We start from the raw sequence: 24,347 nt of genomic DNA, 5'->3' as shown, positions 1-24,347 counted from the left end.
CCAATTTACTATATAATATTTCTGCCTAAACTGTTTCCACTGTTTCACGTTTCAAATGGAATGGAGGTGTATGCCCGGGTGGCAGTTGACACAAAGGAGCTGATTGCAGAGGCCGTGAAGCGGCTTCTGATGCAAAAGAAGGTCAAAAAGCTGACGGTGAAGGACATCGTGGATGAGTGCAGCATCACCCGACAGACCTTTTACTATCATTTTGAAGATATTCCAGACCTGTTGAAATGGGTCTTGGAGCGCGGCACGAACAGAATGATCGAGGAAACGCTTACCCAGGGGGACGCGGAAAAGGGGCTGCGCTGTCTGTTCCTGCTGGCGCTGAACGCCCGCCCCTATGTGGAGCATGGCCTTCAAACCAACTACCGGGATGAGATCGAGCGGATGGTGGAGGAACAGTTTTTCACATTTTTCCTGCGGGTGGTGGAAAAACGCGGCCTGTACGCTCAATGCAGCCATGCGGACTTGAAACTTGTGATGCGCTACCACAGTCAGGCGGTCCTCGGCCTCCTCAAAAACTGGACCGAGGCTGACAGCGGCGATTTAGACCACATCGTTCATATTGTCCATCAGCTTGTTGTGGGGGAGATTTCCCCCAGACAATAACCCTCTCTTTCCACAGAAATGCCGGAGTGTAAAAAAGTTTTACACTCCGGCATTTCTGTCAATACACACTTCATTTTCTGGCTATTGTTCCAACCCCCCGCCCTGATTAAAATAAAAGCATGAAAAGGCAAGGGGTGCGGATTATGTCACATGAAATTCTGTCCGCAAAACTGTATGAGTTGGACCGGGAGTTCGGGCTGCTCCACGGGAGCATCCAGCTCAGCGAAACAGCTAGCCGCGAACAACTCGGCCAGGAGCTGACCCGCCTGCGGCAGAAAAATGAAGCGGACCGTCTGGCGTTCCAGACAAAGCTGAAGTTCAGCCGCTCTCCCATGGTCGGGAAGTTGGCGTCCTCCTATGAGACGATAGAGGCGTTCATCGACCGGGAGCGTGCGGAGCAGGACGGCCCGTTCTCCGAAGTCTGGCGCCGGGGGCTGTCCGCAGAGGAGGCCCTACTGTTGGCAGAATACTCACTGGATTTCGCGGCGCAGGCCGCCAATCACGCCCTGCTTCTCTCCCTGGAAGCAGTCAGCGCGCAGGATATACCGCGGGGAAAGGAAACGGAGGTTGAGCAAAATGAGGCGTCGCTCTAAATTTGGATGGATGGAACTGATTATCGGCATTCTGCTGATCGTGCTGGGCATCTTCACTTTTCTGAGGCCGGGCAGCGTGCTGACCGGCGCGGTGCTGGTCTACGGCGTGTTCGCCCTTATCACAGGGATTGCGGATATTGTGTTCTATGCGAAGATGGAGCGTCATACCGGCTTCGGGCCGGTAGTGGCTCTGGTCAGCGGCATTTTGAGCGTGATCGCAGGTTTGCTGGTGATGGTCTATCCCGGCGCCGCGGCCTGGGCGCTGACGATCTTCTTCCCCCTATGGTTCATCATGCACTGCATCTCCCGCCTGACCCACTTGGGGATCATCCGGTATGTGGCCGGCAGCGGGTACTACTATTTCAGCCTGGTCCTGAACATCATCGGGCTGGTGCTCGGCTTCCTCATGCTGCTCCAACCGGCCCTCGCGTTCCTGTCCATGGGCTTTGTCATCGGGGCCTATCTGATCCTGCTGGGAATCGACAGCCTTGTGCTGGCGTTCAGCGATGTGGGCTGTAAATGGTAAAACGCCCTGACGGTAAAACAGGGCGGTCCATCAAGACTCAAAAATTGGAGGGTTTCTTTTATGTGTACTGCAATCAATTTCTTAAATCAGCAGCATGAAAATGTGTTTGGCCGGACGATGGATTTCCACTACATTCTGGACCCGCGCCTTGCGGCCTTTCCCGCCGGCTCCATCTGGGAAAACACACTGGGCAGGGAGCTCACTGACCGGTACGCGGTCGCGGGGATCAGCCGCCACTTCAAAAATCTCTATGTCCTGTTTGATGGCGTCAACGAAAAGGGGCTTGCGGGCGGCGCGCTGTACTTTAAAGGATATGCCGACTTCCCGCCGTTCTCCCAGCAGAGCAGCAAGGCGCAGGTCCCGGCCCTGGACTTTTTACACTATGTCCTCGGCCTCTGCGCCTCTCTGGATGACCTCCGGGAGCTTCTGGCCGACATCACCCTGGTGGGGCTTCCGGACAAACTGACCGGGACCGTTGCGCCGCTGCACTGGATATTCACCGACCTGTCCGGCAAAAGCCTCGTGGTGGAGCAGACCAGGCAGGGACTGAACGCCTATGAAAACCCGGTGGGCGTTCTGACCAACAGCCCGGATTTCTCCTGGCAGATGACGAATTTACGCAGCTACATTGGGGCCGCGCCGGAGCAGACGGAGCAGGCAGATTGGGGTGGTTTCCGGATGGAGCCTTTTGGACAAGCCGCCGGAACGAGCGTCCTGCCCGGTGGCTACACACCGCCCGCCCGTTTCGTCAGGACCGCGTTCCAGAAGCTCCATATGGTGCAGCCGGAGACCATGCAGGAGGCCATCGTGGAGGGCTTTCACATCCTGGAGGGCGTCACCCTGCCCAACGGTGTGGTAAAGACGGCCAACGGGACCTTTGACTACACCCAGTACACTTCCATGATCGACCTTCCGAACAAGGTCTACTATTTCAAGACCTATGAAAATCCCCAGATCATCCAGGTGGACCTGAAGCCGGTCTGGGCGTCCGGGGAACAGACGGTGCGGGACCTGGGCAGCATCCATGTGCCGGTCCGCTACGGAACGATGGAGTGAATAAAAGCCCTCCGCTCTGTTAAAGCTGATTTCTCCACACACTTTAATTATGATAGCAAGGGAATGACGATGGAATTACGGATACCTACATCGGAACAACTCAAGTCTGTTTATGAGGGGCAGCTGAAACAGGCGTTTCCCGCCTCAGAATTGAAGCCCCTGCAGTCCATAGAGGAACTGTGGCGGGATGGACTCTACCGCCCCTGGTGCCTGTTTGACGGCGATGAGATTGTTGGAGCCTGTTTTCTGTGGCTGGGGCGGCCGGGCTGGGCCCTGCTGGATTACCTGTGCGTTTCCGCGGATCATCGAAACAGGGGGATCGGGGCGCTGCTCCTGTCCATGCTGCTGGAACAGGAGCCGGATCTGACTATTTTCGGGGAAAGCGAGCTTCCCTCCCACGCCCCCGATCCCGTGATGGCGGAGCATCGCCTGGGCTTCTATGCCCGCAACGGCGCAAAAACCGCCGGGTATGAGACCGCTTTATTCGGTGTGCCCTACAAGACGCTCTACTGGTCCCAAAAGCCGGTGGACGACAGCGTGCTGATGGAACAGCACCGGCACATTTATGAGAGCCGCTTCTCTCCAGAAAAGCTCGACCGCTTTATCCGGATTCCCTATGACCCAGCGGAGCCGTTAGTGGCAACACCCTGGGGTGAGTAAGGAACAGCCGTACTTTGCAGTGAATGCAGAGAATGCTGGATTTATCTGGTGACTGTAATCACAAACTGATTTTCATCCGCTATGTGAGCAACGGAGTTTAACAACAAGAAGGGACTGCCACACAGATCATTTAGTGCGGCAGTCCCTTTCAAATTTTAAGGCCTTTTTCGGTGTGCTTTCCTGTAAAACCTATTTCCCATCGTAAGGCCGGCAGTTGTTTACCATTTTGAGGAAATATTGCTGCGATATTCCATTTGAATTACCTCTATAAATTCTTAATTCCTCAAATTTCAATTTGCCATTCTGTACTTATCATTCTACCACAATTCAGAAAGCGTGGAAATGGGGAGTTTTCCGGGCGGATTTCCGACCTCCCTTTTAAATGCACCTGACGATGCAAAGGGTTAATAACCAATTCTGTCCCAAAGGTCAAGGTATAATATTTTTTCTCTGTATGTTCCGACTCCATATAGAAGCGGATGAGAGCATTGGCCTGATCAATCCATCGATTGGTTTCTGAGCATAGACCGTTGCCCCAGATGAAAGAATGGCAACTTCGTCTTCCGGCGATAGCGTATCGGTGAGCACCAGAATTGGGGCCGCCTTGGCCTGACGCATGGTCCGAAGCAGTTCCCGGCCATCCATGTCTTCCATCGTCGAGTCCATGATGACCAAGCAATACCGTTGCCGCATGAAACTGTCCAGGGCCTCCGCTGTGTCAATGAAATACCGGACCTCTGTGGTATCGTCCTGCAGGGCGTCCCGGAGTTGCCGGCAAAGGGGCAGGTCATCATCAATCAACAGAATCTGTTTTCGCATCAAACCGCCTCCCATTCTCGGTCGGCTCTGTATTTGGGTGGGCCTTCTGATATAGCTCAGTCAGTTTCTGAAAACTGGCTGGGCTGATCACATGTTCCATGCGGCAGGCATCCTGTTCGGCGGTTTTTGGCTCTACACCGGCCTCTACCAGCAGGCGTGTGAAGAAGCAGTGCTTCTCATAGGTCTGCTCGGCTACCTCCCGGCCCACATCGGTCAGGCGGAGGAAGAAGTCCCCGTCCATGGTGAGGAAGCCTCCTTCTTTTAGGGTAGCTACCGCGTGGCACACGCTGGGCTTGGAGACTCCCATGTGCCGGGCAACATCCACAGAGCGTACCATGCCCTTTTCCTTTTGGAGCACCAGCACGGCCTCCAGATAGTCTTCGCCGGAGGCATGAAGTGATGTGCCGTGTTGCCGTTTCACTCTTTTCTTCACGCCAATCTCCAGCCCTCGGCCTGTTCCCGAATCTCAATAAACCGCCGGTACAAGCCGCCCTGGGCCATCAGTTCCGTATGAGTACCCCGCTGGGCGATACGGCCATCCTCCACCACCAGAATCTGATCCGCGTGCTGGATGGTAGCCAGCCGGTGGGCGATGGTGAGGATGGTTTTCCCCTTTGTCAAAGCGGACAGAGCCTGTTGGATCAGGTGTTCATTCTCCGGGTCTACACTGGCGGTCGCTTCATCAAGGATGACGATAGGGGCGTCCTTCAAAATGGCCCGGGCGATGGAGATGCGCTGCTTCTCTCCTCCGGAGAGGGTGGAGCCGCCCTCTCCAATCACGGTGTCATAGCCGTTCGGCAGGGCCGAGATGAAGTCATGGCAGCAGGCAGCTTTTGCGGCAGCGACCACCTGCTCATGGGTGGCATCGGGGCAGCCAAATTTGATATTGTTCTCCACACTGTCCTGGAAGAGATACACATTCTGAAAGACCATTGAGATGTTCCGCAGCAGGCTTTCACAGGTGAATTCTTTCACATCGTGGCCGCCCACCGACACGGAGCCGCGGTCCGCGTCATAGAAGCGGGCTACCAAATTGCATATCGTGCTCTTGCCGGAGCCGGACGGCCCCACAATGGCGGTAGTGGTCCCCTGGGGTACGGTAAAGGTCACATCGTGGAGCACCTCGCGGCTCCCATACCCGAAGGATACATGGGAGAGGGACACATCAAACCGTTCCGGCACGACCTCTTTCCCGCCCTTGTCAATGAAATCCGTATGTTCCAGTTCCTCCAGCCGGTCCAGCACCGAGTCTGTCACCGACAGGATGTGGGCCGCGTCATTGATGGCCTCCACACTGCCGAAAATGGTGAAGGAAAACAGGGCGATCATCAGGAAATACGGAAGCGGTAAAGCTCCCACCAAAACCTGCTGGCCCGCGGCGAGCACCAGCCCCACGGATGCTGCCCGCAGAGCGAACAGATGCAGGCAGTTCCAGGGGACGAACCCAAACTCGTTTTTAATGCGGATGGCCTTATTGTCCCGGCAGGCATCCCGGAATCGCTGAACGGAAACCCCGTCCTGCCCAAAGGACTTCACCACCGGCAGGCCGTGGATGTATTCGACGGCCGCGCCGGACAATGCCTCCTGAGCCCGGTGGCTCACAGGAGCGGTGCGGGCGCTCTGACGGCCAATGCCCCGCAGGGCAAAGGCGGACACCAGCACACCGATCAGCGCCACCAGCGCGGCAGGCAGGCAGAAAATCGCCACGCACAGCAGGATCACGGCTACCTGAATATAACCGTTTACCACCGCGTCCACCATCTTCATACTCTGGAGTTCCAGCGTGCTCAGTTCCGTGGTGAGCGCCGCCAAAATGTCTCCCAGATTGTTTTTGGCAAAGTAACCAAGGGACACCCGTTTCAGCACATCGCCCAGTTCCATCCTCTGCTCTGCCGCCCGTTCCGTTCCGATGCTCTCCTGAAGCCGGTTTTTCCAATAGGTGAAGAAAAACCGCAGCAGGATCAGGACGATGATGCCAGATAAGCACAGCCATGGAAGAGAGCCGGAAAGCTCATTCTCTCCCCAGGCGTTCCCGATCATCCGCCCCAGGGCCCAGGCCGCCAGCATCACCGGCCCCGCAGTACACCATGTTGCAAAAAACGAGCACACAAAGCCCAGAATCATTCGCTTTCGATAGTTCTTTGCCCATCCCATAATGCGTCCTACGCTGTGAAACATCTCAATTCCCCTCCTTTTTGCCGGATGTGACCGCCCAGTTTCGTGCCCCCACATGGGCCGTCCAAAGGGTCTGATACAGCGGGCAGCGGCCCAGCAGTTCTTCCTGGGTGCCACAGTCTGCAACGCTCCCTTTCTCCAGCACCACGATCTGATCCGCGTTCTGGATGGTGGAGAGCCGGTGGGCGATGACCAGAAGCGTTTTCCCCCTGGAAAGCGCCATAATGGAGCGTTGGATCTTGTCCTCATTCTCGGGATCGGTGAAGGCGGTCGCCTCGTCCAAAATCACAATGGGGGCGTCCTTCAAAATGGCGCGGGCGATGGCGATGCGCTGACGCTCCCCGCCGGAGAGCTGCTTGCCCGCGTCTCCGGCCGTCGTATCCCAGCCATGTTCCAGCCGGCCGATGAATTCTTCGCACTGGGCCGCCTGAGCAGCCGCCAGCACTTCCTCGTCCGAGGCCCCCGGACGCCCCAGCCGGATGTTCTCTTTCAGGGAACAGTCAAAGAGGAAGTTGTCCTGCGTGACGAAACTGATGGACTGGGAGAGCTGCTTCAGCGGGAACTTGCGGATGTCCTGTCCGCCCAGGGTGATGGAACCTCCTGTCACATCCCAAAACCGGGCGGTCAGCCGGGCGATGGTGGACTTTCCGCCGCCCGACGGCCCCACCAGGGCGGTGAATTTTCCCTGTGGGATGGTCAAGTTCAGATGGCGAAGCACCTCCTTGCCCTTCGTCCCGCCATAGGAAAAAGATACATCCCGCATCTGGATGCTGCTGCCTTCCAGATGGACATTCTGCTCCGCTTGCGTGAGCTGGGGCAAATTCAGCAGTTCACGGGTGTCCTTCACTGCAAACTGCATACTTTTCATGGAGTTGATGAAGGCGGTGGCGCTCATCAGGGGGGACACAATTCCCAGGGCCAACATCAGGCAGAGCGTCACCTGGGCCGGGTCCAGTATTCCCGCCTGATAGAGCGCGACGCCCGCCGGCAGGGTCCCCAGCAGGGTGGTCGGCAGAATGGACAGGCACAGATTCATGGAAGCCCAGGTGCAGCGGAACCATCCCATGGTGAAGTCCCGGAAGGAGGCCACCGCCTGGGCGAATTTCTGATAGGACCGCTCCCCCTGGCTGAACGCTTTCACCACCTGAATGCCCTCTACATATTCCACGATCACGCTGTTCACATGGGCGTTGGCCTCCATGTAGGCGGCGTAATTCCTGTTATAGGTCCGCATCCCGAAGGTCATGGGAATGAGCGCCACCGGGATGGTCACCAGCAGGGCAAGGCCCATCCGCCAGTCGATGGCGAACATGGCGATGACCACGACCAGAGGCAGCAGAAGATTGGAACTGAGTTCCGGGATCATGTGAGCCAGAGGCGGCTCCACATCTTCAATACGGTCCACGATGGTGCTTTTCATGGAGCCAATGGGCCGGCTTTCCACCTCGCCCAGCGGCGCCCCCATCAGCCGGTCCGCCACCTGAAGGCGCAGGCCCTCCAAAATCGTGTAGGCGGATACATGGGCCAGCATGGTGGACAGGGCATATCCCGCCACCTTGACGGCATAGCCGGCCAGACACACGCCGCACCAAAATACAATGCCCTCCCAGTTCGCCTGACGCTCCAGGAAGAGCCGGATGATCTGGTAAACGCCGAGATACGGTACGAAGCCCCCGGCCACACTGAGAATAGCCAGTACCACAGACCCGGCCATCTTCCCCCGGCAGGGTGCGGCGAAGGAGAGCAGGATACCGAGCCAAGTTCGTTCCTTCATGTGCAATACTCCTCTCAAAGAAAAATCGTTGTAGTTTGCTTGCGCTAACTACAACGATTATAAGAAATTCTTCTTCCTCTGTCCGCTCCGTCCTGCCGGTCTGGTCCCGTTTGGACGGAAAAATTTATTGGCTTTCCCGCCGGTACTCCAGAGGCGTCTTGCCCTTGACTTCCTTGAATGCGGCGGCAAATTTGCTGGAGCTGTCATAACCTACCCGTCCGGCGATCTCTGCCACTCCCATTTGAGGCTCCTGCTGGAGCAGAAGCGCGGCCTGGTCCATGCGGAAATTACGCATATAGGTGTTGATGGGCTGCCCATAAATCGACTTGAAGCACTCCTTCAGCGCCGTAGCCGGGACAGAAAACCGTTCGGACAATTCCGCAATCGTATAGTGGCGTTCCAGCTCCCCCGTCAATAACCGATGGATAGCCTTCACTTTTTCCACCTGGGATTTATAGAAGTAAGGCTTTTCCGCATCCTTTGGCAGCTCCAGCGCGTCCAGATACAGGAGCAATTCCAGCACCTTGATGCGGAAATAAGGGAGCTTGATCTGCTCCGGCACCGCGTAGAGCTCCTGAAAAATGTGATCAATAGAGGGCGCCCCATGGAGCACCTTGGGATGGCGGCTGGAGCAGAATTTATTCTGGAGCCGGGCCAGATCCACCGGAAATTCCCGTATCCACTCCTTCAGCGATTGGGCGGCCTGGGGGAGCGCAAAACCAACGGTGATCCCGTGATAGTGGGCAAGAGGGAAGGTAAAATGGCCCTGGTGCTCCAGCCGCCGGTCCAGCTTCAGGTCGCCCGCCTCCACATAGGAGTATGCATCCGGGCCGGCAGGGTACTCCATGCGCCCCTGGCGGCAGTAATCGATGCACAGCAGATCCTCCGTTGTACGGAACGCGGAGTCATAGCTCTCCATATGGAAATCGTTGTACATCAGGGATACGCCGGGGAACAGGTCGTATTGTGTCATGATCCCCTCTCCGGTACCGCTGTGAAATTGAAAGACCCGGCAGTTCCCACCCTCCACCAGCGGGACAGGGAATCCGTTGTCTGCCATTACTTGCTCCAGCATGAAATTTCTCCTTTTACAATCGCAGCGCCCGGTCACAGGCTCTCTGCATGAATTCCTGGTCATGGGTGACCACCAGAACGATCCGCCCATGCCTTGCCAGACTGCGGATCACCCCGGACACCTCCACCATGCGGGCATAGTCCAAACCGCTGGTGGGCTCGTCAAAAATCAGCACCGGTTTCTCCGACAGCAGCGCCGTAGCCACTGCCAGCCTCTGCTTCTGTCCCCCGGAGAGAGACATCGGATGCCTCTCCCGAAAGGACAGCAGGTGGAGGCTGTCCAGCACCTCCGAAATCTGATCGTCAGATGCCTCCGGCGCGGACATCCGGCACTCTCCCCACACGCTGTCGGAGAACAGCTGATGGTTTACATCCTGCATGACACAGAAAGCCGACCGCTGGCGGCCTTTTCGATCCAGATGCTTTCCATTCAGCAGAATTTGTCCCGCTTGTTCTTTCAGCAGCCCGCAAAGGCAGCGGGAAAGGGTGGTCTTGCCCACGCCGTTGGGTCCGGTGATTGCCACCACCTCGCCGGGGCGGGCGGAAAAGGACAGGTCCCGGAATACGGGAGCTCCTTTGCGGAAGCTGCAGGTCAAGCCCTCCACAGACAGCCCTTCTTCGCTGCCGGCCGATTCCACAGCGGGGAGCGTGCATACCGCCGGGGTCAGGGTACGCAGCCCCAGGGCCTCCCGCTCCGGGTCTGGCAGGCTGCGAAACTGCTCCCCGGTGAAGACGCGCTCCAGCACCCCGCTCCGAAGATAAAACGCCCGGTCAATGAGATCGGTGAGAAAGTACAGGCGATGCTCCGCCACCACGATTGTGCAGCCCTGCCTCTTCAAAGCGGAGATCTGGTCGTGAAGGCGGGCAATGGCCTCCTGATCCAGATTGGCCGTCGGCTCGTCCAGCACATAGATTTCGGGGCCCATGGCATAGACGGAGCCAAAGGCCAGAAGCTGCTTTTGCCCGCCGGATAGCGAAAAGATGTTTTTTCCCCGCAGGTCCTGAAGATGCAGCGTTTCTGCGACCTGCTCCACACGGCGGCGGATCTCTTCCGGCGGACGGCCCTCATTTTCCAGCCCAAAGGCCAGTTCGCTGTCGGTGTCCAGATTAAAAAACTGGGACTTTGGATTTTGAAACACAGAGCCTACCCGCTGGGCCAGTTCATACATGGGTGTTTCCCGCGGCGCAAGCCCGTTTACCATCACCCGTCCCTCCAGACGGCATCCGGGAGTAAAAGCCGGGATCAGGCCGTTGATCAGCTTCGTCACCGTGGTCTTTCCGCAGCCGGAGGCCCCGCACAGCAGGACGCACTCTCCGCGGGCAACAGTGGCGCTGACATGGGAAAGCGTTTCCTGTTTTTCTCCATAGCCAAAGGAAACCTGTTCCAAGCCTATCATTGTCATTCCCCCTTATTGTACCACAAATGAGCCTATCAGCAAGGCCAGGACCAACAGCATCCCCGTCAGGTCTGCCGGCATTAGACGCAGAGACACAGCGTTGGTCTTTCGGGCTGGATTTTCGATTCCTCGGGTCACGGCCGCCGCAGAGAGCTCCTCTGCCGTCTCCGTAGCGGACACCATGAGGGGCATCACCGTACACTCTAAACGGCTGAGTCCCCGGATATTCCGCAGCTTCATCGCGTCCCGGATGTGGCCGATCTCCTCCCGGATAGCGGGGAAGTACCGCAGCGTCACGGATATAGCCACGATCAGCTTCTGGGGAATATGTAACTGCCGCAGCCCTACGATCAGGTAGCGCAGAGGGGTGCATTTCAGCATCAGCGATCCGGTCATCAGGCAGGGGAACATCCGGCGGGTATAGGTGGCAAAGATAGTGAAGCTGGTGGCGATGATCATAGGCGACGCCGGCAGGATCACCTGTTGAAAGACCAGCAGGGCGCAGTATCCAACCGCCCATTTGACTGCCATTGTAAATCTTCTGTGGACGATCATCAGTGCCAGCAGCAGAGCGATCAGTGCCAGTTCTACCCACAGAGTATGGTCGCTGAACGCGATGATATTGGCGGCAATCAGAATCCACAGTCCGGCTCTCGGGTCAAAGATCGATTTCTTTCCGTTCCCCATCTTACACCAGGCCAGCCTTTTCAAAGTGCTTGCGGAACATGGCGCGGGCAAGAATGCCGCCAATGATCGCTCCAACAACAGGAGCCAGGAACAAAACGATCAGCATCCCATTGGAGGAAAGAGCCGCCAGAGTGTTCACATAGTCTGCCGGCATCCCCTGTTCTGTGATCTGCCGCAGGAAGTCTTCCCGCATCAGCCAGATCGGGAGCGGAGAGCCCACCATGCCCACAGAGAACAGTACAAAGGATACCAGGTTGCCGGCCATGCTCCGGTAGTGGGTAATGACACGGGTAATTTCAGCCAGGCCGCAGGCCAGAACAAAGGACACCAGGATCACAACGGTGAATTGCCCGGTGACATAGTAAATGAGGCCCGTGATGAGCCCCATCAGCAGGACGGAGCCCACCTTCTGCACCTTGGCGCACATCATGAGATATGGAATGCCGGTAAACAGAGCGATAAAGCCCGGCATCAGGATCCACAGCAGCGGGTGCAGCCCACCCAGAAGCATAAAGGCAAAGTTGATGACAAAGTAAATGGCGGAGAAAATCCCCACGGTAATGACATCCTTGCCGCTCATCCCGCGGCTCTTGACTGGTTCAGACATAATGTTCTCTCCTTTTTGGTTAGATTATGCTAACTTTGTTCGTGAAAAATAGGACGCCGGGCGTCCATCTCACATGGTGTATTTTACCGAGGACTTCCCTGCCTGTCTATTCCGTTTAGACGACTTTATTCCGTTTGGTTGGAGTTATTGATGTTTTCCTACCCGCACAAATCGAAAACGGCCCTTGCTATAAACAAAGGCCGTTTTCTTGCGTGTTTCCTTACTTTTCAAAGCGATAACCATATCCGTGTACAGTTTGAATCACATTGATATTTAGTTTTTCCGTATCTTGTAGATCCTGCTGGTAACACTTTCAAGGCCGGAAGCAAAATCATCGGACATTGCATACTGGTAAAGCTGCTCCCGCGTAAAAGTCCAGCCGGGGGTGCAAAGCCAGATAATATAGAATATTGAACTCCATCGTGGTCAACTTCACAGCTCGCCCGCTCACAAAGACCCTACGCTGGTTTGGGTCAATACACAGATTATCATATTGTAGAACAGCCTGCCCAGTCAATGCTTCTCCCCCAAAGTTATACTGTCCAGCCAAGGCTTTCCTGCTGAATATGGAACAGCTTGTGGTACAATCCGTTCTTTTTCATCAGCGCATCGTGTGTCCCATGTTCTACCAGTCGGCCATTGTCAAGAACGAGGATCTGATCCGAGTCTACAACTGTACGGAGGCGGTGGGCGATCATAATAACCGTCTTGCCTTCCACCAGTTTGGCAATCGCCTTTTGAACCAGAATTTCATTCTCCGGGTCAAGGGATGCTGTTGCTTCGTCAAGCAGAATAATGGGCGCATTTTTCAGCAAGGCGCGGGCGATGGAAATACGCTGGCGCTCACCACCGGAAAGCGTACTGCCGTTTTCACCGAGGACCATCTGATACCCGTCCGGCATCTCCCGGACAAATTCATCACAATAGGCGGCTTTGGCAGCAGCAATTACCTGATCGTCTGTTGCGTTTGGATTGCCAAGACGGATATTATTCATAACCGTATCATTGAACAGGGTCACATCCTGGAACACGAATGACATATAAGACATGAGGCTTTCCGGCTCCATACTCTTGATGTCTTTTCCTCCCACGGTGATCTTGCCCTGCTGGACATCCCAAAACCGGGCAATCAGTTTGGAAATCGTGCTTTTACCGGAACCGGACGGGCCAACGAGGGCAGTCACGCTCCCCTGGGGGATTTTGCAGGAAACATCTTTAATGACATCTTCCCGATTGTGGGCAAAGGTCACATGGGATAGCTCAATGTCGCAGTTCGGGACCGTTTTCTCCTTGCCGTTCATTGCGGGAGTAGTGAGCAGAGTACGCATACGGCTTGTGACCACATTCAAATTCAGTAATGAGGAAAGATTTGCCAAGATTGACAAGATTGGGCCGTAAATCCGCGTTACCATCAGAAGGAACATAAGCAGCGGAAGAAGCTCAATCTGCCCATTCGTCAAAAGGATAGCGCCGACAAAGATTGTGGTACCAACGCCTGCCTGCAAAATCATACTGGCACTGGACATGAACACGCCGACAGCCATTTCTACCTTGATGGCGATTTTTTTCATCGCCACTAGAGCTTTATCCAACGCGCTGAAATGAGAGCCGGACAGCCCGCAGGACTTGATGATCTTCATGCCTTCCAGGTATTCCTGTACCTGGTCAGAGGCAGCCAGCTTTGCGTCAACCTGCTTTTCAAACAGTTTCTTTTGCTGGTTCCGGCTGAGCCAGATAATAAGGAAGGCAATCGGAACCGTGATGAATACGCACAGAGCAAGCCGCCAATCAAAGAAGGCCAGCAGGATGCAGGTTAGGGTCACCGTGATACCGTTTGCAATCAGCGGAGGAATCGTGCTACTGAGCAGGGACTCCATGCTGCTGCAATCTGCCATCATATTCGTGGTCAGTTCGGAAAGGTCCTTGGTGTTAAAGAAATTCATAGGGAGTTTCCGAAGATGCTCCGCAATCCGCAGCCGTGTCGTGTTTGACTCCTTATACGAGGCAATATAGGTTTTGCGGTAATCGTTTTTGGCGGCCAGAAATACCAGGATGGCCGAAATAATACCCGCACCCCACAGCATCCAGATATGGTTCCACTGGATGGAGCCACCACTGACAAAGGGCGTCAGGATTTCACTGAAGATCATAACAGTTACACAGAACGGCAGAAGCATAGCGAGGTTTGTCAATGTGCAGGCGAAGATTGCTTTTTTCAGATCTGTGTAACCCTTGTCTGACAAAAAGAGAGCTTTTTGTAATCTGCTCATAGTTACACCGCCTTTCCGCTGATTTTCCAGCCAATCGCTTCTGTATAGTGGTTCCACATCTGTGCATAGCGCCCGCCTGTAGCCACCAGCTCGTCATGATTTCCTTCTTCAATGAGATGGCCTTTTTCCACGACGATAATCTTATCCGCATTGCGGATCGTGGAGAGGCGGTGTGCGATGATAATAACTGTCTTATCCTGCATCAGCTTTTCAAATGCTTTCTGGATTAGGTATTCATTCTCCGGGTCGCTGAAGGCCGTTGCCTCATCCAACACGATAATGGGAGCATCTTTGATGATAGCCCGCGCAATCGCAATCCGCTGACGCTCACCGCCAGAGAGATGGATACCTTTGGAGCCAACCACTGTATGATACCCATCCGGCAGTTTGGAGATAAACTCGTGGCATTGCGCCGCTTTCGCCGCTGCGATTACTTGTTCCTCACTGGCCGAAGGGTTGCCCATACGGATATTATCCAAGACGCTCTGCTTGAACAGGAAAATATCCTGAAACACAAAGCTGACTTGGCGCATCAGATCGTCTTCTGCCACATCACGCACATCTACACCGCCAATGGTAATGCTGCCAGAGGACACATCCCAAAAGCGGGAAATCAGATTGGCAATCGTACTCTTGCCGCCGCCGGACGGGCCGACAATGGCTGTGATCTGTCCCTGCTTTGCTGAAAAAGATACATTTTCCAGTGCTTTCTCGGAATTATCCCCAGTGTAGGAAAAGCTGACATCATGGAAAACAACATCGTCTCCGACAGGTTTCTTAGGATGAGCCGTTTCCGGCATTTCTGGAATGTTCAATATCTCGTCCATCCTGGCCACATTCCCGTTGATCTGTATGAACGACTCTGAAATATACATGATTTTGTTCAGCACACCGGAAATTGCTGGTATAAAAAGCAGATAAAAGATAAAGGTCATCGCAAATCCGGCAAAATCATCTGTTCTGGTGCCAATCAGGATGCCCACAGGGACAAGGATCAGGTAAACATTATTGATGATTGTGGTAAAGGCAGGCATACAATTCTGCCAGCCCAGGGAAAACTTGAGAACCCATTCCGTATAGCCGGTGATTGCCTCTTTGAGTTTTTTGAACGAAGATGCCGTCTGGTTGAACGCCTTTACAACCGACATTCCCCGGACATACTCCACAGAAGCGTTGTTCATTTCCTCCAGGGCTTTTTGATACTTGCCCATGTTCTCTTTCATCTCGCCGCTACCAAAGCCAATGAACTCCGCAATAAACGCCAGAATGATACCGACCAGAGATGCAAGACCGAACCGCCAGTCAACAGCCAGCAGGATGATAACCATGACAATAGGGGCGGTAATAGAAGCAACAAAGTCAGGAAACTGGTGAGCAATAAAACCCTCCACGCTTTCAATATTTTCATCCATGATCTTGCGTAGGCGGCCGCTACCAATTGTCAAGTGATACCCAAGTGGGATTTTGGTAATATGGTCTGCAAAGAGAACTTTCAGCTCGTACAGTGTTCCAAATGCCGCCATGTGAGAGCTGAAAATAGCCAGAAAATACAACAGGATATTCGCCACGATTCCGGTAAGCGCCAACCAGCCATAATTCATGACCATTCCCATATCCAACTGGTCAAGATTCGGGAAAACACCGATAATTGAGCGGATCATGAAATAAATCGCTATGTACGGGATGAACGAAGCAATGGCCGCCAGTGACGAAAGAACCGCAGCTAAAAATACAAGGCCCTTTCTGTCAGAAGCCAATTCCATACATCGTGCCAAACCCGTCTTTGGCTTTGCCTGTTTCGACTTTGCATTTGACATGGCATGAACCCTCCTTAAATTGAAAAACGGAGAGGTTAGTAAATGCTAACCTCTCCGTTCATTCTACCAATCCTTGAAAGTATCTGCTACTCCATATCTCCGCGTTTAGACTTAAAATAGCCCAAAGATACCTACAAGTTCATGGATGCTACTTTGTCTTAAACAATGTCTGCCTTTGACTAGCTGTTTTTTCGATAGTCCTTTGGCAATATTCCATATACTGATTGGAATGCTTTCGCAAATTTACTTGCATTGCTATATCCCAGTTCCAAAGCAATATCACCGATTTTCATCTTATTTTCCGAAAGCCACTGGGCCGCTAAATTCATTTTATATTTTTTGAGGTATGCGTATGGAGTGTCCCCATATATATGGGAAAATATCAAGTGGAAAACCGATAGGTTCAAGTGTACCTCTTTCGCCAGCTGCTCCAGAGAAACTTTTTCATCCAGATGGGAAATGAGATATTCCCGGATCACTTTTGTCGCTTGTATCTGCTTCTTATCAAAATACTTTGAGTCGCACCCGTTAACCTGGGTAAGCTGTTCCATGTGGTACAGCAGTTCCAGGGCCTTAATTTTAAAATAGCCGGTTGTCTCCGCTTCGACGGCTGTATATAATTCTAAAAACAAGTGTTGCAATTGTGGTGGAGTATCGCTGACATACCATCGTGTTTCAAGTCCAAGCGTTGCGCCTATTTTATCAAGGTTGATGGGAATTGTCTGCATGATCCGGCGTGTTTCCTCCGAAAGCGCCTGACGGTCTATGACAAGACTGACGCCATAATACTTCCCCAAGGGAAAAGAAAATGAAGCCGGTAAATACGCTGTTGCTGCAATGCTAAAATAGCCCTTCGGTAAATATGCCACAGTATGATTGGTAAATTCACATTCGTACCGTCCGGTCTGGCAGTGAGTAACCTGGATAATATCTGGGTTGAACTTCTGGGCTTTCATAGATTCATCTGTTTCAAAATCGAGAAAGCAAAGTTGTATGCCATCAAACAATTTATAACTTTTAACGATACCACGACCATTACAGCCATAATCTACAACCATCTGATCTTCATTGCTCGTCAGCACTTTCGCCTGTGCGCCGTACCATTCTGGATTAAAATCGGTCCTCCCCATTATCATCACTCCGCAAAGTTAGTTTTGTCTTGCCCCGTATTATGGTAACATAAACTACCATATTCTTCAATAAAACCATCTCTTTTCTATTTATGATACAGCAAAATCTGCGGTATGTCCCCTTATTAGGAATATACCACAGATTTCTATTAGCGACAATTTCTTCGACCGATAATATGAACAATTTCCCTATTATATCACCCTCAATGGTCTCGAAGGATAGGCCGCCTTTTACTTGTTCTGTAACCCCGCCTTCATTTTCTGAAAACTGTTGTCGCTGATAGCGTGCTCCATGCGGCAAGCGTCCTGCTCGGCGGTCTTTGGCTCTACGCCTGCGTCTATCAGCAGGTGGGTGAAAAAGCAGTGCTTCTCATAGGTCTTTTCAGCAACATCTCGCCCCACATCTGTCAAGTGGAGAAAGCGATCCTCGTCCATCACGAGGAAGCCTCCATCTTTCAGGCTATTGACTGCATGGCACACGCTTGGTTTAGATACCCCCATGTGCCGGGCCACATCCACGGAGCGCACCATTTCTTTTTCCTTTTGAAGCAGTAATATGGCCTCCAGGTAGTCCTCGCCGGACTGGTGCAACGCCAAACAAATCCGCCCCTTTCCTTTGGAAACATTTCCTTTGACAAGGAGCCGGTCTTAGCAGGCCGGCTCCTTGTTGTATATTCTGTTGCCTTATAATAGATACTGTGATTCGTTACTCTGCGGGCTGGATCAGCCGCACATCAAAGAACATGGGCGTGCTGGAAAAATCATAGCCCGCGATCTTATCCGTGTTGTAGACAATCATATCCTTGACGAACAGCAGGGGCAGATCCAGCACATTGTCGTTGTCGAAGTTCAGCAGCTGATTAAAAATCTCCTGGACTCTGGCGCTGTCATCCGTAGTCTGGAACTCCTCAATCAGAGCCAGGAACTCGTCGCTGCCTTCCACAGCGGGGAGGCTGGGCACATGGGGAGAGCGGGACAGCATGGGAATGAAGTAGTTGTGGGGGCTGGTATAGGGCTGCTCGGTGTTCCACATGATAAGGTCGTAGTTGCCGGCAACGCCCTCCTGCCACCAGGTCATCATCTCTTGGCCTTCTGTCTCCACATTGATACCTACCGCCGCCAGCTGGCTCTTGACCGCTGTGGCCAGAGACTTGTTCAGAGCGTCTCCGGAGTCATAGGTGTATTTCAGGGACAGCACCTGCCCATCCTTTTCCCGGATGCCGGTGGACTCATTCAGCATCCATCCAGCTTCATCCAGAAGCGCGTTGGCTTTTTCAGGGTCGTAGGTACGGACCACATTCAGCTCTACATCTGTATAGGGGATGCCGTCGGGGAACAGATGGTCGGCGGGAGTTTCCTCGCCGTAGGTCAGTCCTTCGGAGAGGGTTTCCTTGTCGATGGCGTAGGCCACGGCCTCGCGCACCTTCAAGTCGGACAGAACGCCGGAGGCATTAAGTACCAGGTTGCGGGTCTTGGAGTCGCTCTCCGCCACCGCGCCGGCAATATTGGGGAGGGAAGTAGCCTGCTGGTAGTCGTCCCAGGTCAGAAGCGCACTGCCGTAGATCAGGTCGATCTCCCCGTTCTGGAGTGCCTGAAGCCGGGCAGAGGCATCGGGGATGTACTTGACAATGACTTCATCATAGTAGGGCTGCTCTCCCCAGTAGTTTTCGTTGCGGACAAAGCGGACATAGTCGCCGTCCACGATCTCCTCATACACATAGGGGCCGGTACCCACCACGCCATTCATAGACTGGTAGTTCCCTTCCTCCAGTACAGCAGGAGATACCAGGACCATAACCTCCGGATAGCAGAAATCCATCAGATAGGCAAAGTAGGCATTGGGATAGTGGAAAGTCACCGTGTACTCGTCCACAACCTCAATGCTCTCCACATTGGCAACGGCGGAGATGTTACTGAAATTGGGATTGGGGTGCGCAAATTCAAAGTCTGTCTTGACCGCCTCCGCATTGAACGGCGTTCCATCGTGGAAAGTGACTCCCTCCTTCAGATGGAAAGTCAGGGCCTTTCCGCCATCGGAAAACTCCCAGCTCTCCGCCAGGCAGGGGACGATCTCCCCATTTTCATAGTTAACAAGGCCTTCATAGCACAGCTTTGTGCCGATATTGTTCTGCACATCCATGTTGAGGGGGTAGAGGGTGTTCAGCTCCGCGCTGACCGCCGTGGTCAGGATCTTGGGTTCCTCCGCCGTCTGGCTGGAGGAGGGTTCCTGCGAGGTGGAGGGCGTTTCATTTCCACCGCAGCCTGCCAGTGCACCGCAGAGCAATGCGCCGCACAGAGCAAGAGAAAGCAGTCTCTTTTTCATGGGTTTCTTCCTTTCATTTACTGTTTTATGCCAACACGGACAATCTGCCCGGCTTGCATCGTGAGAATGGTGTCGGACAGGCGGTAGGCGCTGTCCATATCGTGAGTGATAAGCAGAAAGGCACAGTCGAACTCCTGGTGGTATTGTTCCAGGACACGCATGACGGCATCGGCGGAAATCAGATCCAAGCCACTGAGCACTTCATCCAGAACGAGGTACTTGGGGCGGATGGACATGGCCCGCACCAGGGAGAGCCGCCGCTGTTCCCCTCCGGATAGCTGCCGGGCGGGAACTTCCAAAAGCCGCTCCTCCATGTGGGTCAGCTCCATGAGCTCACCAATGCGCTCCCGGCGCTGCCGCTTTGAGAGGGAGGTAAGGTTGACCATCGCCTCCTCCACATTGCTGCGGACAGAACGCATGGGATTCAGCGTCCCGCTGGCATCCTGAAAGACCGCCTGGAGTTTTGTACGCCGTTTTCGCCAGTCCCCGGTGCTCCAGCCGGAGGTGTCCTCTCCATCCAGAGAGATCGTCCCCTGATCTGGGGGCTCCAGGCCGACCAACAGGCGGGCCAGGGTGCTTTTCCCGGAGCCGGACTCTCCCACCAGGGAGGTGAAGGAGCCGGGCTCCAGGTGAATGGACACATCCCGGAGCGCGGCAAAAGAGAGTCCATGTGCGCCAGCGTAAGTTTTGCTAATATGTTTGGCAATCAGTCCGTCCATGTCCATCCCTCCCTGTTCACCGGGCGGTTTGCCGCGGCATATTCCTTGGTCCATACCTGTTTTGGGTATTCCAGAAGCTCCTGCATCGTCCCCTGTTCCGTCAGCATTCCATGCTCCATCACATAGACCGTCCCGCAGAGGGTACGGAGTGCGGCAACATCGTGAGAGATAAACAGGATGCCTGCGGTCTCCTTCTGCTTCTCCAGCAACTCCAGCAAAAGCGTTCGATTTTCCGCGTCCAACGCAGAGGTGGGTTCATCGGCTAAAATGTATCTGGGGTGCAGGGCCAACAGCAAAGCGGCCGCTGCCCGCTGGAGCATCCCGCCGGAGAGCTGGGCAGGATAGCTATCCAGCACCCGCCGAGGCTGAGACAGGCCCAGTTCCCCCAGAAGCGATTCCGCCCGCTCCACCGCCTCTTTTCCGGAAATGCCTGTTCTCAGCCGCAGGGTCTCCTCCATCTGCTGCCCCAGCTTGAGTCTGGGATCAAAAGCAGTCATTGGATTTTGCGGGATAAAGCCCAGGGTCGTTCCGCACAGTTCCCGGCGCTTCCGAGGGGACAGGGCCCACAGAGATTGTCCATCCACCTGGATTGTGCCGCCGCTGACCTGACAGCCGCCGCTTAAAATGCCAAGCAGGGCTTTGAGCAGCGTGGTCTTGCCCGCTCCGCTCTGCCCAGTCAGACCCACCGCCTCTCCAGTCTCAATCTGAAAAGAAATCTGCTTCAAAAGCTGGGCGCCGTTCCGGGCTGTCACAGATAAGTTTTGTACCTCAAGCACGAGCAGACACCCTCCTTTCAATCCAGCGTCCCAGCGTATGGAATGCCATGGTACACACCACAATCATCAAGACCGGGTATAGCGTGAGTCCGGGATAGGAGAGCAGATAGTGGTGTGTTTCCGACACCATGCTGCCCCAGTCCACTACATTGTCGCCCATTCCCAAGCCAATGAACGAAAAGCTGACGATGGACAGCGTCATATCCGCGCAGGAAAGGCAGATAAAGTGAAGGACATCCCAAACCAGGTTTGGGAGGATATGGACAAACAGGATGCGGCGAGGTTTCGCACCACAAGCCACCGCACACATCACATAGGCTTTCCCTTGCTCAATTCCGGCCCGTGTCTGAACCAGTTTAATGACACGCAATAACAGGGACGCCGACACCGCCACCACCATGGTGAACACGCTGTTGCCCCAGGCGGCGATGAAGATGATCAGATAGGCGATGGGCGGGATGGCGGTGACTGCGTTCAGCACCCCCTCCAAAACCATGTTTTTGCCGTTCTTTCCACCGCCCATGAGCAAACCAACCAGCGTTCCCAGCACGGAGACTGTAACAGAGCCCACCAGGACGATCCCCAGTGTGGTCCGTCCGCCATAAAGCAGACGGGACAGCACGCAGCGCCCAAGATTGTCCGTACCGAGAGGAAACTCCGAACAGGGGGATAGAAATTTCTTGGTCAGGTCCACCAAATCTGGATCATTGGGAGCAAGCAGAAATCCAAAGGCACAGACACAGAGTACCAGGAGTGGTAGAATCAGCCCAGCCGTTGCCGCAAAAGAATGTTTTCTCATGCCCGGCCTCCCACGGCCCGCATATCACTTCTCAGGCCATATTGTAAAAGCTCCGCCGCTGTGTCCAAAAGCACCAGTGTCAGCGCCAGCACCAGAACTGTGGCATGAATCACCGGCGAGTCCCGCTTCACCACTGCGTCAATAATCAGATAGCCCAAGCCGGACAGGGAGAACACCCGCTCCACAATGGCTGCATTGGCGAGGCACAGCCCCAGCATCTGAGCAAAACTGGGCAAGAGGTCCACCACAGCGTGAGGAAACGCATGGAATAGAAGGATGCGCCCCTCCCGCAGTCCGCGGCATCGTAAGTACATGGCGTAGTCCTGTTCCATCTCCCGTTCCAGTGAGGCCGCCAGCATCTGCCCATAGAAGCAGATCCCCAGAACCGACAGGCAGAGAGCCACCGGAAAGTAGCGGGCAAATCCGCTGTTTCCCGACACGCTGATCCAGCCCAGCCGCACCGCGAACAGGTCGATGAAGGCTGTGCCCAGATAGAAACCGGGCACGGAAATACCAAGCATAGTTAAGAACGAGAGGATCATGCCTCCGGCCTTCTGCCGCCAGAGATACCCCAGCATTCCTACCCCCAGGACCCCAAGGGACATGATTACGGCGGAATAGGCCACCACCGTCAAGGTAACAGGTACCGTTTTCGCCAATTCCTCTGTCACCGGGTTTCCAGTCCCCAGAGAAATCCCGAAGTCCAGGTGGAGCGCGTCCACCACCCAGTCGAAATACTGCACCGGCAACGGCTTGTCCAGGCCCAACATGACGCGGGCCTCGTCGATTTGCTCCTGGGTAACAATGGCGGAATTACGCTTCACATACGCTGTGGCTGGATCAATGGGAGAGAGACGCATCAGCAGGAAAGAAAGAAGCGTGACCACAAACAAAGTCAGCAGGACAACAACGACTCTCCGAATGAGATAGAGTCTGGTCCGCTGTGCCATAAGATCACCTCCAGAAGTTAGTTATTGCTAATCATCTGCCAAGGAAAAAGCGCACCGAACTCGATGCGCTTTCTGGCAAATGTCCTCGCGTACAAGGGCATTATAGACGATTTTCTGTTGTTTCACCACTCCCGCAGGACGCTGTCTGCTCCTATAAGACAAAAACTTTTGCGGTACTCTGTGGGGGTGTGCCCTGTATGCTGCCGGAACACCTCGGAAAACTTGCTGGCGTTTTGGTATCCCACCCGGCCGGCAATCTCCGTCACATCCAGTTTCGTCTCCCGCAGAAGCCCCGCTGCTGTGTGCATACGGTAGGCTTGCAGATAAGCATTGATGGTGGTTCCGTACACCTCCTTGAAGCACTTTTTCATAGAGGTCAATGGAAAGGAAAAGGTTTGGGAGAGCATCTGCAGGGTAATGCGGCGGTCCAGGTGCTCTATCAGATACTGCCGGACTGATTTGATTTGTTCTACTTGGGCCCGGTCTACATACGGGCGTTCTTCTCCGTGTGCCGTGATCTCCGGGGAGCCGAGGAAGAGGAACAACTCCATCACCTTGAGTTTGAAATAACCTGCCCGCAAATCCTCCGGCGCGTGGTAAAGCTCGGAGAAGATGTGCTGGATGGACTCAGTGGCCCGCATGATGAAGCAGGAGTTGCAGGCACACAGACGATCCCGCATAGCAAAGAGGTCACAGTACAGCCCTTCTCCCAGCGCCTCCGATACCTGACGCAGCACCCTGTCCGCCACCGGAATATCCACCGCGATGGTGATGCCGTGGTAGTGGGACAGGGGAAACCAGGTCTCACGGGTCCGGTTGGTCATGACATTGACGGCCAGATCACCCTCTCCCAGATAGACCGCGCTCCCGTCTGAAAATTCGCACTCAAACCGGCCAAGCCTGCAGTGATTGATCTCCAGCAGGTCGGCCCGGGGGTCCTCCCGGTGCGCCACCCCGCAGGACATATGAATATCGTCATAGAGCAGTTCAATCCCAGGGAACACTGGGTATCGGGTGATGACGCCCTCTCCGGTCTCGTTTTCCATCTTGTAGACAGAACAATTCTTCCCCTGAATGATAGTCTGAGCCGCCTCCCCCTGCAGGACCTGGGTTTTAATCAGCTCCTCGTCCGCAAAGCGGACATGACTCAAGCTGTCTTGTTTCTCTTGGCTGTTGTACTCAATCAACCACACCACCTCCTCTATCGCTCTGCGAAAACATGCCTCGGCGCTCCTGGGTTAAGTTCGCTTGGGATTTTGGGGAAACCACCCCCACTCTACCCGCCGCGTCTGTTCTTTCAGTTCCCGGATGCTCCAAAGAAAAGCCACGCCCACAAGTTCCAAAAGAACAGAGAGCAGCCCCCGCACAAACAGCGCCAAGCCCAGGCAGATCAGCCCGCACAGGAGAAACAGCGGCCAAATCTTTTGAGAAAAGTGGTATTCACACCAGATTACCAGCGGATGAAAGGCCCCAATCACCAGCAGAGAGGCCCCTCCAACTGCAATCCCTTCCAAATTCAATTCCATAGAAGTCCCTCCCCAGCCCATGATACAACGGAGTCCGGCAGGCGGACAAGCCGC

General features: G+C 54.4%; 24 protein-coding genes. 5 read left to right on the top strand and 19 right to left on the bottom strand.

Annotated features, from left to right (window positions below):
- Positions 1 to 78 precede the first annotated feature (78 nt).
- The 5 genes from BN1969_RS10830 (at position 79) to BN1969_RS10810 (ending at position 3,450) form a co-directional block, all read left to right on the top strand.
- Positions 79 to 615 carry a TetR family transcriptional regulator gene (locus BN1969_RS10830; RefSeq protein WP_050624293.1) on the top strand — a complete coding sequence of 179 codons (537 nt, stop codon included), beginning with the start codon at positions 79 to 81 and terminating at the stop codon, positions 613 to 615.
- Positions 616 to 758: 143 nt separating this feature from the next.
- Positions 759 to 1,208: a hypothetical protein gene (locus BN1969_RS10825; RefSeq protein ID WP_050624292.1), complete on the top strand. Its 450-nt coding sequence runs from the start codon at positions 759 to 761 to the stop codon at positions 1,206 to 1,208.
- Complete coding sequence (locus tag BN1969_RS10820; protein ID WP_050624291.1) at positions 1,192 to 1,734, top strand: HdeD family acid-resistance protein; 543 nt, start codon at positions 1,192 to 1,194, stop codon at positions 1,732 to 1,734. The genes BN1969_RS10825 and BN1969_RS10820 overlap by 17 nt, the downstream gene beginning before the upstream one ends.
- A gap of 60 nt (positions 1,735 to 1,794) precedes the next feature.
- A complete protein-coding gene (locus BN1969_RS10815) occupies positions 1,795 to 2,790 on the top strand; it encodes a linear amide C-N hydrolase (protein WP_050624290.1) in 996 nt (331 codons plus the stop codon).
- Between the two features lie 63 nt (positions 2,791 to 2,853).
- On the top strand, positions 2,854 to 3,450 hold the full coding sequence (locus BN1969_RS10810; protein WP_082203565.1) for a GNAT family N-acetyltransferase: 597 nt from the start codon (positions 2,854 to 2,856) through the stop codon (positions 3,448 to 3,450).
- Between the two features lie 429 nt (positions 3,451 to 3,879).
- On the opposite strand, the gene BN1969_RS10805 is transcribed toward BN1969_RS10810, so the two are convergent.
- The 19 genes from BN1969_RS10805 to BN1969_RS10715 all read right to left on the bottom strand — a co-directional run bounded on the left by BN1969_RS10805 (position 3,880) and on the right by BN1969_RS10715 (position 24,293).
- Positions 3,880 to 4,269 (bottom strand): response regulator transcription factor, encoded by a 390-nt coding sequence (locus BN1969_RS10805; protein WP_050624288.1) that lies wholly within the window; start codon positions 4,267 to 4,269, stop codon positions 3,880 to 3,882.
- Positions 4,244 to 4,690: a metal-dependent transcriptional regulator gene (locus BN1969_RS10800; protein WP_050625464.1), complete on the bottom strand. Its 447-nt coding sequence runs from the start codon at positions 4,688 to 4,690 to the stop codon at positions 4,244 to 4,246. Before BN1969_RS10800 ends, BN1969_RS10805 begins: the two co-directional genes overlap by 26 nt.
- 8 nt (positions 4,691 to 4,698) lie before the next feature.
- The gene (locus BN1969_RS10795; RefSeq protein ID WP_050624287.1) at positions 4,699 to 6,447 is read right to left on the bottom strand and encodes an ABC transporter ATP-binding protein; all 1,749 of its coding nucleotides are present in this window, start codon (positions 6,445 to 6,447) and stop codon (positions 4,699 to 4,701) included.
- Position 6,448: 1 nt separating this feature from the next.
- Positions 6,449 to 8,218 carry an ABC transporter ATP-binding protein gene (locus BN1969_RS10790; protein ID WP_050624286.1) on the bottom strand — a complete coding sequence of 590 codons (1,770 nt, stop codon included), beginning with the start codon at positions 8,216 to 8,218 and terminating at the stop codon, positions 6,449 to 6,451.
- 124 nt (positions 8,219 to 8,342) lie between these two features.
- Positions 8,343 to 9,293 carry a helix-turn-helix domain-containing protein gene (locus BN1969_RS10785; RefSeq protein WP_050624285.1) on the bottom strand — a complete coding sequence of 317 codons (951 nt, stop codon included), beginning with the start codon at positions 9,291 to 9,293 and terminating at the stop codon, positions 8,343 to 8,345.
- A 13-nt stretch (positions 9,294 to 9,306) separates the two neighbouring features.
- Entirely contained in the window at positions 9,307 to 10,689 is a 1,383-nt protein-coding gene (locus tag BN1969_RS10780) for an ABC transporter ATP-binding protein (protein ID WP_050624284.1), read from the bottom strand.
- Positions 10,690 to 10,701: 12 nt separating this feature from the next.
- Positions 10,702 to 11,376: an energy-coupling factor transporter transmembrane component T gene (locus BN1969_RS10775; RefSeq protein ID WP_050624283.1), complete on the bottom strand. Its 675-nt coding sequence runs from the start codon at positions 11,374 to 11,376 to the stop codon at positions 10,702 to 10,704.
- Position 11,377: 1 nt separating this feature from the next.
- The gene (locus BN1969_RS10770; protein ID WP_050624282.1) at positions 11,378 to 11,983 is read right to left on the bottom strand and encodes an MptD family putative ECF transporter S component; all 606 of its coding nucleotides are present in this window, start codon (positions 11,981 to 11,983) and stop codon (positions 11,378 to 11,380) included.
- 533 nt (positions 11,984 to 12,516) lie between these two features.
- Positions 12,517 to 14,253, bottom strand: coding sequence for an ABC transporter ATP-binding protein (locus BN1969_RS10765; RefSeq protein ID WP_050624281.1), 1,737 nt, complete (start codon positions 14,251 to 14,253; stop codon positions 12,517 to 12,519).
- A gap of 2 nt (positions 14,254 to 14,255) precedes the next feature.
- A complete protein-coding gene (locus BN1969_RS10760) occupies positions 14,256 to 16,070 on the bottom strand; it encodes an ABC transporter ATP-binding protein (RefSeq protein WP_050624280.1) in 1,815 nt (604 codons plus the stop codon).
- Positions 16,071 to 16,249: 179 nt separating this feature from the next.
- On the bottom strand, positions 16,250 to 17,200 hold the full coding sequence (locus BN1969_RS10755) for a helix-turn-helix domain-containing protein (protein ID WP_050624279.1): 951 nt from the start codon (positions 17,198 to 17,200) through the stop codon (positions 16,250 to 16,252).
- Positions 17,201 to 17,431: 231 nt separating this feature from the next.
- Complete coding sequence (locus BN1969_RS10750; protein WP_050624278.1) at positions 17,432 to 17,797, bottom strand: metal-dependent transcriptional regulator; 366 nt, start codon at positions 17,795 to 17,797, stop codon at positions 17,432 to 17,434.
- Positions 17,798 to 17,906: 109 nt separating this feature from the next.
- Positions 17,907 to 19,523 (bottom strand): nickel ABC transporter substrate-binding protein, encoded by a 1,617-nt coding sequence (locus BN1969_RS10745; RefSeq protein WP_050624277.1) that lies wholly within the window; start codon positions 19,521 to 19,523, stop codon positions 17,907 to 17,909.
- Between the two features lie 17 nt (positions 19,524 to 19,540).
- Positions 19,541 to 20,242 carry an ATP-binding cassette domain-containing protein gene (locus BN1969_RS10740; RefSeq protein WP_242850330.1) on the bottom strand — a complete coding sequence of 234 codons (702 nt, stop codon included), beginning with the start codon at positions 20,240 to 20,242 and terminating at the stop codon, positions 19,541 to 19,543.
- Positions 20,230 to 21,018: an ATP-binding cassette domain-containing protein gene (locus BN1969_RS10735; RefSeq protein ID WP_050624275.1), complete on the bottom strand. Its 789-nt coding sequence runs from the start codon at positions 21,016 to 21,018 to the stop codon at positions 20,230 to 20,232. Before BN1969_RS10735 ends, BN1969_RS10740 begins: the two co-directional genes overlap by 13 nt.
- Positions 21,011 to 21,817, bottom strand: a complete 807-nt coding sequence (locus BN1969_RS10730; protein ID WP_050624274.1) for an ABC transporter permease — start codon at positions 21,815 to 21,817, stop codon at positions 21,011 to 21,013. Before BN1969_RS10730 ends, BN1969_RS10735 begins: the two co-directional genes overlap by 8 nt.
- A complete protein-coding gene (locus BN1969_RS10725) occupies positions 21,814 to 22,767 on the bottom strand; it encodes an ABC transporter permease (RefSeq protein WP_050624273.1) in 954 nt (317 codons plus the stop codon). Before BN1969_RS10725 ends, BN1969_RS10730 begins: the two co-directional genes overlap by 4 nt.
- A gap of 122 nt (positions 22,768 to 22,889) precedes the next feature.
- Positions 22,890 to 23,954: a helix-turn-helix domain-containing protein gene (locus BN1969_RS10720; RefSeq protein WP_242850329.1), complete on the bottom strand. Its 1,065-nt coding sequence runs from the start codon at positions 23,952 to 23,954 to the stop codon at positions 22,890 to 22,892.
- Positions 23,955 to 24,005: 51 nt separating this feature from the next.
- A complete protein-coding gene (locus BN1969_RS10715; RefSeq protein ID WP_050624272.1) occupies positions 24,006 to 24,293 on the bottom strand; it encodes a DUF4491 family protein in 288 nt (95 codons plus the stop codon).
- Positions 24,294 to 24,347 lie beyond the last annotated feature (54 nt).

The organism is Clostridium phoceensis (assembly GCF_001244495.1).
GTDB classification, from domain to species: Bacteria; Bacillota; Clostridia; order Oscillospirales; family Oscillospiraceae; genus Lawsonibacter; species Lawsonibacter asaccharolyticus.
The sequence above is the reverse complement of the archived record's forward strand: the minus strand, read 5'-3'. Positions and strand labels throughout refer to the sequence as shown.

Coding starts and splice junctions, on each gene's coding strand:
- BN1969_RS10825 (WP_050624292.1), top strand. CDS start 759: ATGTCACATGAAATTCTGTCCGCAAAACTGTATGAGTTGGACCGGGAG.
- BN1969_RS10820 (WP_050624291.1), top strand. CDS start 1,192: ATGAGGCGTCGCTCTAAATTTGGATGGATGGAACTGATTATCGGCATT.
- BN1969_RS10815 (WP_050624290.1), top strand. CDS start 1,795: ATGTGTACTGCAATCAATTTCTTAAATCAGCAGCATGAAAATGTGTTT.
- BN1969_RS10810 (WP_082203565.1), top strand. CDS start 2,854: ATGACGATGGAATTACGGATACCTACATCGGAACAACTCAAGTCTGTT.
- BN1969_RS10805 (WP_050624288.1), bottom strand. CDS start 4,269: ATGCGAAAACAGATTCTGTTGATTGATGATGACCTGCCCCTTTGCCGG.
- BN1969_RS10795 (WP_050624287.1), bottom strand. CDS start 6,447: ATGTTTCACAGCGTAGGACGCATTATGGGATGGGCAAAGAACTATCGA.
- BN1969_RS10790 (WP_050624286.1), bottom strand. CDS start 8,218: ATGAAGGAACGAACTTGGCTCGGTATCCTGCTCTCCTTCGCCGCACCC.
- BN1969_RS10785 (WP_050624285.1), bottom strand. CDS start 9,293: ATGCTGGAGCAAGTAATGGCAGACAACGGATTCCCTGTCCCGCTGGTG.
- BN1969_RS10780 (WP_050624284.1), bottom strand. CDS start 10,689: ATGATAGGCTTGGAACAGGTTTCCTTTGGCTATGGAGAAAAACAGGAA.
- BN1969_RS10775 (WP_050624283.1), bottom strand. CDS start 11,376: ATGGGGAACGGAAAGAAATCGATCTTTGACCCGAGAGCCGGACTGTGG.
- BN1969_RS10770 (WP_050624282.1), bottom strand. CDS start 11,983: ATGTCTGAACCAGTCAAGAGCCGCGGGATGAGCGGCAAGGATGTCATT.
- BN1969_RS10765 (WP_050624281.1), bottom strand. CDS start 14,253: ATGAGCAGATTACAAAAAGCTCTCTTTTTGTCAGACAAGGGTTACACA.
- BN1969_RS10760 (WP_050624280.1), bottom strand. CDS start 16,070: ATGTCAAATGCAAAGTCGAAACAGGCAAAGCCAAAGACGGGTTTGGCA.
- BN1969_RS10755 (WP_050624279.1), bottom strand. CDS start 17,200: ATGGGGAGGACCGATTTTAATCCAGAATGGTACGGCGCACAGGCGAAA.
- BN1969_RS10745 (WP_050624277.1), bottom strand. CDS start 19,523: ATGAAAAAGAGACTGCTTTCTCTTGCTCTGTGCGGCGCATTGCTCTGC.
- BN1969_RS10740 (WP_242850330.1), bottom strand. CDS start 20,242: ATGGACGGACTGATTGCCAAACATATTAGCAAAACTTACGCTGGCGCA.
- BN1969_RS10730 (WP_050624274.1), bottom strand. CDS start 21,817: ATGAGAAAACATTCTTTTGCGGCAACGGCTGGGCTGATTCTACCACTC.
- BN1969_RS10725 (WP_050624273.1), bottom strand. CDS start 22,767: ATGGCACAGCGGACCAGACTCTATCTCATTCGGAGAGTCGTTGTTGTC.
- BN1969_RS10715 (WP_050624272.1), bottom strand. CDS start 24,293: ATGGAATTGAATTTGGAAGGGATTGCAGTTGGAGGGGCCTCTCTGCTG.